The following is an 11678-nucleotide window of genomic DNA, read 5'->3' on the forward strand; positions in this document are numbered from 1 at the left end:
GGGCCCCGTGAAGTGGCTGGAGCCCAATGTCGCGGACGTTTTGCGGGATCTGCAGAGCAAAAAAGCGCTCATATTTCCGATCGCGTTTTGCGTAGATAATTCCGAGACCGATTTTGAGCTGGATATTTTTTATAGGGCCCAGGCGCGCGAGCTAGGTTATGAATACTACGAAGTGTGCAAATGCCCAAACTCCCGCGAGGATTTCGCGAAATTTATACTCGCGCAGGCGCTGTAAATTTAGAGATTAAATTTAGCTTTTCTATTCGAGCCTTTTATACTTTTTGCAGAATTTACAAGCCTAATACAATGCCGATAAAATCGGCGAAATTTTATCCTTTTTGGTAATTAGATGGGCTTTAAATTTAATTATTTCGCAGCGGGTTGCGTAGCCGCTTACTGCTTTTGATCTTCCGCTTCCTTACTAAATAAATTTCTTTTATATTCTTTATAGTCGTTAGTTAGCCTCTCGACTTCCTCTTTAGATATATGGAAGTTGGGGTTTTTTATATGCTTTCTATTTGCTGCAAATTCTATTTTATCAATTTTTTTTTGCCCTACTACAAATAGTATATACTCTTTGATATTTTTAAAGGTAGCATTCTTGTCGGAACAATGTTTTTGTAAAAATGCCGAGTCAAACATACTTCCCATTTTATAGTATCCTACAGCTATATCATACCTATATTCTTCATAGCATTTATCATCATACATTCTTTTTAAAAATTCATCGTTTGGGATTCCGCCTATATCATATTGCAAAAGCAGATCTATCATGGCTCCGGGCTCGGGCACGTCCAGCAGATCGCCATATACCGATTTATAAAGCCTAAACTCCTCTACTCCATATCTTTTATGGGTATTCTTTATGTTTCTATAGCTCGGTATCTCCTCTAGTTTATTTGAAACATAGACCTCTCCCATATTGAAAGTGGAGTAGGTATACGGTCTATAACCACTCTCTAGCACCATTTTCATTATATCGTACATATTGTTTCTAACTAGGTGGCTGATAAAATAATACGGCTCGCCTCCGCCGCTAAAAAGAACCTCTTTCGTGCGGTAATGTATGATCGGCGTAGCGTTTTCGTCAAAGCTTATAGAATCTATCCAGTTTTCGACATCTCTAATGCCGTAAGTTTCCTGCACAATCTCTACTTCGTCAAACTTAACTCCGCTATCTAGCAAAAGCCTAACCGACTTAGTGGCGTTATTTTCCATAGCGTATGCCATAGGAGATAGCTCGTAATTGTCTTTCTTATGAGGATCGGCACCCATCTCTATCAGCTTTTTTGCTGTCTTTTCGTCATCGTAAAAGCTAGCATACATCAAAGGGGTAACACCGAAATGAAGAGGGGTATCTACGCTTATATTATTATCCTGCATAAATTTTAAAATTTTATCCGTATCTTTTGATTTTAAGCTCCTGCGCAAAAGTTCCATCGTGGGGTTATCTCTAACCTCCTCTTCGTCTATATCCCAATATCTATAGCCAACTGCGTTTATCTCCTTTTGCGTTACGTATTTAGCTAGCTCGGAGTTAAGATCTACTTTGGTATTTGCAGTGACGGTATAGTGATGGGGGGTTGATTTAAATCTGCCGGTCTGAACTTTGAGCGCCAAGGCAAAAAGACCTATAAAAACAACTATATAAAATATACCTTTAAAAATGTTTTTTATGATTTTAAGCAAGGTCTTCAAAAAGGTCTTCAAATTTGATCCTTCAGCCTTAAAACACTGGCTTGTAAAGAGCTTTAGCTTTTAAGCAAAACCTAAAGCGACAACTCGTTTTATTTCCCCGAAAGTGCGGCGATTATATAACGATGAGGATTAACTTTCACTTATACCAAAAAATTTTATCTATTTTTGCAGCTTACATTGTGTTTGAGCTTCAAAACATAAAAAGTAAACCGCACTGATAAAATCTAAATTTAAACCTCGGCTAAATTTCAGAGCTTTCCTTGCGCGTCTTTATAGACGTTTTTCACATCGTAAACCAGCGAGCCCGTGTAATCAAGCTCGAAAAATTGCTTATGCGCCACGGCGATTACGACGCAGTCAAATTTGCGCAAGTCGGGCTTTTGCAGCAGATCAATGTCGTAGTATCTCTTGGCGTCGGCGGCGCTCGCCCAAGGATCATAGACGCTTACTTCGCAGCCGAAATTTTTAAGCTCGTTTATCATATCCACGACGCGCGTATTACGGGTGTCGGGGCAGTTTTCTTTAAACGTAAGTCCCAAGATCAAGACCTTCGCGCCCTTTACCTTTTCGTCGTATTTTATCATCATCTTAACGACCTCCGTAGCGACGTAGTTTCCCATATTGTCGTTGATACGGCGGCTTGAGAGGATGATTTCGGGGTGATAGCCCACCTCGGTCGCTTTCTGCGCCAGATAATACGGATCGATGCCGATGCAGTGCCCGCCCACGAGCCCCGGACGGAAGCTTAAGAAATTCCACTTCGTAGCCGCCGCGTCGATGACGTCGTTGGTGTTGATACCGAGCTTGCCGAACAGGATCGCAAGCTCGTTGATAAAGCCGATATTGATGTCGCGCTGGGTGTTTTCGATCACCTTCGCAGCCTCGGCGACCTTGATGCCGCTAGCGCGAAAGGTGCCGTTTTGAAGTATGCTAAGATAGACGCTATCTACGACGTCCAGAGCCTCCGCAGTGCTTGCCGAGACGATCTTTTTGATCTTCGTGACGGTGTGAATTTTATCGCCCGGATTGATCCGCTCGGGCGAATATCCGCAGAAAAAATCGCGGTTAAATTTAAGCCCGCTTACGCGCTGCAACACCGGCACGCAGTCCTCCTCCGTAGCGCCCGGATAGACGGTGCTTTCATACACGACGATGTCGCCCTTTTTAAGCACGGCTCCGACGCTTTCGCTGGCCTTGATTAGCGGCGTGAGATCGGGGCGATTTAGCCTATCTACGGGCGTTGGCACGCACACGATGTAAAAATTACTCTGCCTCATATCATCCAGATTTGCGCTAAATTTTAGCCCGTTTTGAATCGCCGTGGCAAGCTCCTCGTCGCTAAGCTCCAGAGTGCGATCGTGCCCGCCGCGCAGCTCCTCTATGCGCTCTTGCGAGACGTCAAAGCCAACGACCTCGTACTTCGCCGCAAACGCAGCCGCCAAAGGAAGCCCAACGTAGCCAAGCCCGATTATCGCTATTTTCATTTTTCCCTCATTTGCTTTCATATTTTCCTCTTTTCTTTGCGTTAAATTTTATCGTTAAATTCCGCAGTTGCACGGGCATACGACGCGAATTTAATAGCGCCGCGTCTTTAAATTTAAACAGCTAAGCTCACTCGCTGTTTTACTTGCGCTGCTTGCGCGACGACAAATTTAAAATTTTGCCTTTACGCGGAATTTTGCGCTACGGCAAAATCCCAAGCCACGATAAAATTCCGTTGCTTTAGTGCAGCGAGCGGCGCTATGCAAAATTTCAAGCCGTGATAAAATTTTACTACCGTGCAAAATCCCGCGTCGCGATAGAATTTAATCTTCGTGCCGTTAAATTTTGCGCCACGAAATTCTATGCCGCCAAAATTCCGCGCCGTAAAATTTAAACGCCGATAAATTCAAAAAAGCCGCGCCGAATTCCACGAATTTTCGTCGCCGCAAGTCGCAAAATTTCAAAAACCTCGCGAAATTTAGCAAATTTAATCTTTAATTTCAACTGCCTCATCCTTGATCTCGACCTTTTGCGTGGCGTTTGCGTCGGCTGCGGGCTTTAGATAGCCCTCCTCTATCAAAATTCCTACCGCCCGCTTAAAGATCGGCAGCGCATTTTGAGCGGCATAGTAGCTGCCCCTTTTAGGCTCGCGCACCAAAACGCCGATCGTGTAGCTGGTGTCCGCGTCGTTGGCAAAGCCAAAAAACGAGCTATTATAGGCGCTCGAATAGCCGCCCCCCTTAGCGATACGCGCAGTGCCCGTCTTGCCGCCGATTTGCAGCCCCGCTACCCGCCCCTTGCGCCCAGTGCCGCTCTCAACCGTTTTGATTAAAATTCCTTTAATCACGTCGGCGGTAGGTTTAGAGATTACCTGGCGGGTTTCGCTTTCGTTGACGATGTAAGTTTTGCCGTTATTTTCTAAATTTTCGACTAGGCGCGGGCTAATCATGACGCCGCCGTTGTTAAAGACAGTATAGGCATTGAGCATCTGAAGGAAGGTCATCTGGGCACCGTAGCCGTAGCTGATCGTGGCTTTGTAAATTTTATTATTCAGGCTTTTGATGCTTGGGATATTTCCACTTTGCTCATACGGCAGATCGATGCCCGTTTTTTGCGACATACCAAAGTTCATAAGCCCATCATAAATAGCCTGCCCCTCCAGCCGCTCTGAAATTTTAATCATTCCAATATTTGAGCTGTGGACGATGATCTCCTCGCCGCTCATCTGCTTAGCCGGGTGCGTGTCGCGGATCGTGCGAGTACCAAGCTTATAGCTGCCGTTATAGGTATTAATGATCTCGCCAGGTTTGACGGCTTTAGCGTCATAGGCGATTGCGAAAATTATCGGCTTCATAATCGAGCCCACTTCGTAGGCGTATTCGCTCGCGGTAAAATTTAAATTCTTAAGATCGTTTTTCGTGATGTTTGAGGGATCATAACGGGCATTGGTCGCAAGAGATAAAATTTTGCCCGTTTTGGAGTTCATAATGCCCACCACGATTTCTCGTGCATCGTAATTATCAGCGCCCTCATCGCTTAGGCGCTCTATCTTTCTTTGCAGCGTTAGTGGCACGCTTAGACGGACGTTGTAGCCGTCGATCCTGCCCGTTTTTTTGCTGCTACGCTCTAGGATAATGTTGCCGCCGATATCGCGCGGGCCCACGATAAACTCATCTCTAACCGGCGCTAGATAATACTCATAGTACTTCTCGATCCCTTTGATACCACTAACCTTTGTAATGCCATCAACCTCTTTTTTATTGATATAGCCGATTAACGGAGTGAGCGAATCGCCGACATTGTAGCTGCGCTTCTCGCCGCTTTCGCTCACGCTCATGCGGATAGGCGGATTTAACCTGCCGTTTGCGCCTATGAAGCTGACAAAGACCTTTTTTAAATTTAGCTTATATGCAAGCTCTTTTAGATGCACTGCGGTTTTGGCGTCGATCTTATACGACAGCACGGTCGTGCCGCCAGAGCCCTCGATCGCGCTTTTGACACGCTTTTCGCTATCGCCCGTATAGATGCAATAAAGCCGCACGAAAAGATCAAGCTTGTTTTTATCGATGCTGCGCGCATCGACGCTAACTTTATAGAGTTTGACGGAATTTGCCGCGACGTAGTTATCTTTTGCGATTATCGCGCCACGGATCGCGCTGTTGGTTTCATTGACATCCAGGCGCGGTAGCTTGCGCTCAGTGCTGCCCCAAAAATATAAAATCGCCAAAAATACAAAAAGCGCCGCCGGCACGAATATAAACATCACAATAATCATACCGACCGAGGAGCTTTTATCTCTTTGCCACATCTTATTTCTTTAAAATTCTAAATTCCGCGCATTTTTACGCTGCTGCATCTCAAGCTTTGACTCAATGCTGCGCTCCGTGCGGAACTTTAAGATCCGCGAAGCGCTCAAAGCCGCTATCTTGCGCGCTAAGCTCAGCGAATAGAGCGAGGAATTCCGCTCGCGGCATCTCTTTAGCACCCATAAATTTCAGATGCTCGTTCATAATCTGACAATCGATTAGAAAGCCGAAATTTGCAAGCACTTCACAAAGCCTAATCAGCGCTACTTTCGAAGCATTGCTCTTTAGGCTCAGCATACTCTCGCCGCAAAACACACGCCCAAAAATTAGCCCGTATAGCCCACCTACGAGCTCGCCATCTTCGTATGCCTCGACGCTGTGAGCGTAGCCGTCTGCTGCCAAACGCGAGTAAGCCTGCACGATCTGCTCGCTGATCCACGTGCCGTCGCTCTCTTTTTTGCGCACGTCTTTGCAGCGCTCGATGAAGCCCTTAAAATTCGCGTCAAATTTCACTTCATATCGCTTAAGATAGGGCTTAATGGACTTTTGCACACGCACTTCGCGTGGATCAAGCACTGCGCGCGGATCGGGCGACCACCATAAAATCGGCTCATCCTCGTTAAACCACGGAAATATCCCTGCGCTATAAGCGCTAAGCAAGCAATCCTCGCTCAGATCGCCGCCACTTGCAAGCGGCGCAAAATCGGGCGCATCCATAGGATCTGGAAAATCGTAAAACTGAGCCATTATTTAACGACGCTGCTTTGAGCTAGTGCGGGTTGCTTTTTTTCTATCTGCGGCAAAGGCGTAGAAGCAAAGCTAAAGCTTAGCTCGCCATCTTTTACGCTCACGCTAACTAAGCCACCCTCTTGTAGTGCACCAAAAAGCAGCTCGCCGCTTATATGATCGCTTATCTGCGAGCTGATTTCGCGCTTTAAATTTCGCGCGCCAAACTCGTCCGAATAGCCGCGCGAGATAATCAAATCTTTTGCTTCCTTGTTTAGACTAATCTTTACGTTTTTTAGCTGCGACTCTAGCTCGCCGATAGTTTTATCCACGATCTTTTCTAAAATTTCGCCGCTTAAGCGGTTAAAATTTATGATTTTATCGATGCGGTTGCGAAATTCTGGCGCAAAAAAGCTTTTTATGGCACTATCTACTTTATAGCTCTCGTCCTTCGTAAATCCAACTTGCGGCGCTTCTTTCGTGCCTAAATTCGACGTCATTATTATGATCGTATTTTTAAAATCGGTCGTAACGCCGTTGTTATCGGTAAGACTTGCGTTATCGAAAATTCCTAAAAAAATATTCGTCATGCTAGGATGAGCTTTTTCTACCTCATCAAATAAAATGACGCTGTAAGGGTGCTTTTTGATGTTATTCGTTAAAATTCCGCCGTTTTCAAAGCCCACGTATCCGGGAGGTGCGCCGATGAGCCTCGAGACGCTGTGAGCTTCCATATATTCGCTCATATCATAGCGCTCAAAATGCACTCCAAGCTGCGCAGCTAAGACCTTGGCTAGCTCACTTTTGCCCACACCGCTGCTGCCTGCGAACAAAAATACGCCGATTGGGGAGCTTGCGCCTCCAAGCCCGGCGTAAGAGCGCAAAAGCGCCTTGCAAAGGCTGCTAACCGCCTCATCTTGACCGAAAATTTCACGCTTGATATTGGCTTCCAGATTTTTTAGTACCTGTTTATTATCGACGCTACTACTTAAATTTGCAATATTCGCGCTAATCGAAAGTGTATTTACCAAATCATCCTTACTGATTTCAAGCGGAGCTTCGTGTGGCTTAAACGCAAAGCTAGCGCCCACTTCGTCGATGAGATCAATGGCGCTATCGGGAAGGAATTTATCGTTTTGATATTTTTTAGCAAGCGTTACGCTATCACGCAAAATTTCGTCGCTAAATTTCACGCCGTGAAATTCCTCATATTTTTTGGCTACGCCTTTTAAAATTTCGACGCTATCGTCAATGCTAGGCTCGCTCACATCGATCTTACAAAACCTGCGGCTAAGCGCTTTATCCTGCGAAAACGAGCGGTATTCGCCGTATGTAGTAGCGCCGATGACCGATAGCTCGCCGCTTGCAAGCGAAGGTTTTAGGATGTTTGACATATCAAGTTCGTTGCGATTGCCCGTGCCTGCGCCAACGATCGTGTGAATTTCATCGATAAATAAAATCGCATTTTGATTAGCGCTAAACTCGTCTATGAGATCCTTTAGCCTCTCCTCAAACTCCCCGCGCAACGTAGTGCCTGCGATCAGCGCGCCAGCATCAAGGGCGTAAATCACCTTGTTTTTTAGCTTTTCTGGCACTTCGCCACGGACGATTTTTAGCGCGATACCCTCGATGATCGCGGTTTTACCAACTCCTGCTTCACCCACTAAGATCGGATTGTTTTTCTTGCGGCGACAGAGGGTTTGTAGCGTCTTTTCGATCTCTTTTTCGCGTCCGATGAGTGGATCGATCTTACCCTCAAGCGCGATTTTATTGAGGTTTGCTGTATAAAGTGAGCTAGGCGAGTCCTTTTTAATATCGCGCTCGTTTATGGCGTCCTTTTCGCCCTCAAACGCAGGCTCAAATTCCGTATTCTGCCACTGCCTGCGGCTTTCGTCATAATTCATCGCATGCGTGATATCATCGATATCGTATGAGTTTAGCTTAATCGCTGCGGCTTCGTCGCGAGAAACAACCTCGTCGCGGTGATCGAAAGCGGATTTGTACTTTCTCACGATGAGCTCAAAAATCGCAGCGTTTATACCGTAGTGATTTAAAATTTTAGTGCAGTCGTTTTCCTTATCATTTAGAATTTTAAGCATAAAATCAAGCTCATTTTTAGGCTCTTTAGCGTTATTTAATTCTGTATAGAACTGCTTAAATTCTATTGTCTGCGCCGGAGCCTTGCCGCTTGATTTAGGCATCATATCCAAAAGCCCGCCCAGATTATCCAAGATATTTAGGTAGTTAATATCCGGAATTTCTTTGGCGATGAGCCCGTGAAAGGGCTTATTGTATTTAAAAATCGCATAAACTACGTGCGAAGTAGTGATATATTCGTCCTCGCCGTCATTTGCGACGCTGATTGCTTGTTCAAAATGTTTGTTTAAAAAAAATCCTATCATTGCTTTCCTTTAAATTTAATCCTCTTCGATCTCGCATCTAAGAGGGAATCCTGCGGTCTTTGCCGCTTGTAAAACCGCTTGTTGCTTGCACTCGGCTATCTCTTTAGGATACGCGCCGCAAACCGCGCGACCCTGCTTATGAACTTTCATCATTAAATCTACGGCGTCGTTAAAGTTTTTGGCAAAAATCTCCATCAAAATATAAACCACGAAATCCATCGTCGTCACGTCGTCGTTTAGCAAAATTACTTTATACGGACGAGGCACGAAAGATTTTGTTTTGGCGTTAGTGCGAATCTGCACGCCGGTTTTAGTTGCCATTTTTTATCCTGGCGATATCGCTTTTTATCACATCGGTATCGACCATGCCTAAGTAATACGGCTTGCCCCGCTCATCGCCTTCATTAATGTCGGTGAGCCTTTGATATTTTCCATCTTTAAGCACTACCTTAAAAGGGATCGAAAGCGCGTGGCGATAACCGATGTCGCTTAAAATTTGACCCACTATACGCTCGTTTTGTTTTGAATTGGAGATGAAATAATACGCGTTAAATTTCTTCGTAAAATTTTCGATCACCTGCGCATCGGTAATGTCCTCGAAATAAATCAAGCCGACCATCAGAAAATCCGCGGAATTTTTTAACTGAAAGTCCATCAGATGCGGCGCTTCGATGCGGCACGGCTGACAGTAAGTACCGAAAATATCAAACATTAAAATTTTATCGCTGTCCGCAAGCTTAAAGCCCTTTTCTGTCCGCTCGATCGTTACCTCACCGCCTACGACGCTTTTAAGCGTAAATCGTTCGCCCGTTTTAAACGGCGTAAAAGCTACCTCCTCGCCACTTTCTCCGCCAATACGCTCGCCATTTTTATCTTGAGCGGAATTTTTTGCCATCTGATTCTCGCTCGCGGTAGGATTCTCGCCGGCAGGGCCCGTCTTTTTCTGCGAATCATCTCCACAACCACTTAAAACAAAAATCGCCAAACATAATAGTAAAAATTTCTTCATTGCATTTCCTTGGAGTTTAAATTTAAGCCCGCATTTTAACCAAAGTTTTGTGAATTTAAAATGAATGCTTATCGTATCGCTTCATCGCGCTTTGCGCTTCGCGGTCGGCTTCCTTGCGCTTTAGCGATTCGCGCTTATCGTGCAGATTTTTGCCACTAGCCAAAGCGATACGCGCCTTTACGCGGTTTTTATCATTGAGATACAGCGACAAAACCACGATGGTAAGGCCCTCTTTGCTAACCGCGACAAGCAGCTTGTCGATCTGCTTACGATGCATCAGAAGCTTTCGCGCCGCCCCTTCGTCTGGACGAAAATGGGCGTTGGTGCTTTCAAGATAGCTGATATGCGCGTTTAGCAAAAACAGCTCGCCGCGGATCACGCGACAAAAGCTATCTTTGAGATTGCCCCTGCCCGCGCGCAGAGCTTTGACCTCGCTGCCCTTTAGCACGATGCCCGCCTCAAAGCTTTCAAGTATCGTAAAATCGTGAAACGCCTTGCGATTTTTACTCAGTTCTTTCATCTTTTTCCTTCTAAATTTAGTCCTAAGCTTAGCCCGTTTTTGCTTAAATTTAAAAGCGGGCGAGCGAATTTTAAATTTTATCTTTAAATTTAGCTTTTAAATTTTAACCGCGCCGCCACAGCTTTTCTATTTTAAGAAAAACACGCTGCTGCCGCTGCCGCTTAGAAACATATCGCGATACTTGCTCATCTGCGGATATAGCTTTATGCACGGCGCGAAAAGATCGTTTAGCTGAAAGCCGCCGTATCGCGCCAGCAGTTGCTCGCTGCTTAAACGCAACATCTCTTGCGCCTGCGCAGCGTTTATATTTTGCATAAAGCTTGCGCGAAACTCATTATAAACCGCGCCGGTGGAGCAAAAGATCGCGGGCGTTAAAATTTCGATCGCGGGCAAGAGATCCTCGGAAGGCTCGATGATCTCGCCGATGCCGCGCACGTTTGCAGCCTCAAGTCCACTAACAAAAAACGCGACGTCCGCGCCGATATTTTGCGCGATTTTGGTAAGCCGCTCGCGCGGAATTTTTAAGCCTAATTCCTCGTTCGCAAGCCTCAAAAACGCCGCCGCATCGCTACTGCCGCCCCCAAGACCCGCGCCGATCGGAATTCGCTTTTTAAGCACGATCTTGTGCGAGCCGAAAAACTCCGCAAGCTCGCGCGCAAAGCCCGCCTGCTCAAGCGCCTCCTTGGCTTTTAAAATTATGTTATCCTCGATCTGCGCGGCGTCGCATTCAAGCGCAAAGCCGCTCGCGCGCTCAAAGCTTATCTCATCAAAAAGCTCCCTGCGCAGCACGAAGCGCGAGGCGATCTCGTGGTAGCCGCCGCGCGTGCCGACGACTTTTAAAAAAACATTGATCTTTGCATAAGCCTTCAAATTTTACTCCTTCTGCGCCTTGACGCGCTTGCGTTAAATTTAGCCCTCGGCAAGCCCATCTGGCGTGATTAAAATTCCGATCCGTGCGCGAGTTAAATTTCAGCCTGCAGCAAGCCCTGTCCAGTGCGATTAAAATTTCAAAACCGCGTGCCGTGAAGTGCGCGCCGCGGAATTTAACCCACGATCGCGACGCTCGATACGTTAATTTTATAAAGCGCGGAAATTCAGATCCGCAACGCACGCGACTAAATTTCAACTCGCGGCGCAAATCTATCCGCGTGATTAAACGCTATAAACCAAGACCGTGCAGCCGCGCGCTGCGATAGATCGTAAATTTAGCTTAGCGGTACGCCGCCCGCCGCAAAATCAAACCCGTTGGCGCAGACTACGCATTACCACAAGCCGAAATTTCATTCGACAAAAGCTGCTTGCTGCGCCGCAATAAACCCCAACCTGGCGCTTTTTAAATCGCGAAATTTTAATCTCGCGGCGCGTCGCCATCGCGCGGCAAAAAGCAGATTAAAACGCCGCTAGCCTCGTTTAAATTTAGCCTCGCGGATTTATGCCTTTCACGAGAGAGCGTCGCCTGCCTAGCCGCACGTTGAAATTTATACCGCTTAAGGTCGATTTACGATCCGTGCGCAACGAAAGAGCGCAATCCCACC

At 46.2% G+C, this 11678-nt stretch carries 10 protein-coding genes; 1 reads left to right on the top strand and 9 read right to left on the bottom strand.

The window, feature by feature from the left end:
• Nucleotides 1–235 (top strand): ferrochelatase (locus tag Q0277_RS07640; protein ID WP_297996988.1); only part of this gene is annotated, 235 nt, incomplete at its 5' end.
• A 158-nt stretch (nucleotides 236–393) separates the two neighbouring features.
• On the opposite strand, the gene Q0277_RS07645 is transcribed toward Q0277_RS07640, so the two are convergent.
• The 9 genes from Q0277_RS07645 to Q0277_RS07685 all read right to left on the bottom strand — a co-directional run bounded on the left by Q0277_RS07645 (nucleotide 394) and on the right by Q0277_RS07685 (nucleotide 11013).
• Complete coding sequence (locus Q0277_RS07645; RefSeq protein ID WP_297996990.1) at nucleotides 394–1710, bottom strand: ankyrin repeat domain-containing protein; 1317 nt, start codon at nucleotides 1708–1710, stop codon at nucleotides 394–396.
• 236 nt (nucleotides 1711–1946) lie between these two features.
• Complete coding sequence (locus tag Q0277_RS07650; RefSeq protein WP_297996991.1) at nucleotides 1947–3182, bottom strand: nucleotide sugar dehydrogenase; 1236 nt, start codon at nucleotides 3180–3182, stop codon at nucleotides 1947–1949.
• Between the two features lie 485 nt (nucleotides 3183–3667).
• Entirely contained in the window at nucleotides 3668–5488 is a 1821-nt protein-coding gene (locus tag Q0277_RS07655; protein ID WP_297996993.1) for a penicillin-binding protein 2, read from the bottom strand.
• Between the two features lie 61 nt (nucleotides 5489–5549).
• Nucleotides 5550–6233: a leucyl/phenylalanyl-tRNA--protein transferase gene (aat, locus tag Q0277_RS07660; protein ID WP_297996995.1), complete on the bottom strand. Its 684-nt coding sequence runs from the start codon at nucleotides 6231–6233 to the stop codon at nucleotides 5550–5552.
• The gene (locus Q0277_RS07665) at nucleotides 6233–8614 is read right to left on the bottom strand and encodes an AAA family ATPase (protein ID WP_297895842.1); all 2382 of its coding nucleotides are present in this window, start codon (nucleotides 8612–8614) and stop codon (nucleotides 6233–6235) included. The genes aat and Q0277_RS07665 overlap by 1 nt, the downstream gene beginning before the upstream one ends.
• Before the next feature lie 15 nt (nucleotides 8615–8629).
• Entirely contained in the window at nucleotides 8630–8935 is a 306-nt protein-coding gene (locus Q0277_RS07670) for an ATP-dependent Clp protease adaptor ClpS (RefSeq protein ID WP_297996996.1), read from the bottom strand.
• On the bottom strand, nucleotides 8925–9623 hold the full coding sequence (locus Q0277_RS07675; RefSeq protein ID WP_297996998.1) for a TlpA family protein disulfide reductase: 699 nt from the start codon (nucleotides 9621–9623) through the stop codon (nucleotides 8925–8927). Before Q0277_RS07675 ends, Q0277_RS07670 begins: the two co-directional genes overlap by 11 nt.
• A 55-nt stretch (nucleotides 9624–9678) precedes the next feature.
• A complete protein-coding gene (smpB, locus tag Q0277_RS07680; RefSeq protein ID WP_297997000.1) occupies nucleotides 9679–10143 on the bottom strand; it encodes an SsrA-binding protein SmpB in 465 nt (154 codons plus the stop codon).
• 126 nt (nucleotides 10144–10269) lie between these two features.
• Nucleotides 10270–11013, bottom strand: coding sequence for a 4-(cytidine 5'-diphospho)-2-C-methyl-D-erythritol kinase (locus Q0277_RS07685; RefSeq protein ID WP_297997001.1), 744 nt, complete (start codon nucleotides 11011–11013; stop codon nucleotides 10270–10272).
• Nucleotides 11014–11678: the final 665 nt, after the last annotated feature.

It is taken from the genome of uncultured Campylobacter sp., from assembly GCF_938030815.1.
Classification (GTDB): Bacteria; Campylobacterota; Campylobacteria; order Campylobacterales; family Campylobacteraceae; genus Campylobacter_B.

Excerpts from the sequence above, each read along its gene's own strand:
- Q0277_RS07650 (WP_297996991.1), bottom strand. The coding sequence starts at position 3,182 with ATGAAAATAGCGATAATCGGGCTTGGCTACGTTGGGCTTCCTTTGGCG.
- Q0277_RS07655 (WP_297996993.1), bottom strand. The coding sequence starts at position 5,488 with ATGTGGCAAAGAGATAAAAGCTCCTCGGTCGGTATGATTATTGTGATG.
- aat (WP_297996995.1), bottom strand. The coding sequence starts at position 6,233 with ATGGCTCAGTTTTACGATTTTCCAGATCCTATGGATGCGCCCGATTTT.
- Q0277_RS07665 (WP_297895842.1), bottom strand. The coding sequence starts at position 8,614 with ATGATAGGATTTTTTTTAAACAAACATTTTGAACAAGCAATCAGCGTC.
- Q0277_RS07670 (WP_297996996.1), bottom strand. The coding sequence starts at position 8,935 with ATGGCAACTAAAACCGGCGTGCAGATTCGCACTAACGCCAAAACAAAA.
- Q0277_RS07675 (WP_297996998.1), bottom strand. The coding sequence starts at position 9,623 with ATGAAGAAATTTTTACTATTATGTTTGGCGATTTTTGTTTTAAGTGGT.
- smpB (WP_297997000.1), bottom strand. The coding sequence starts at position 10,143 with ATGAAAGAACTGAGTAAAAATCGCAAGGCGTTTCACGATTTTACGATA.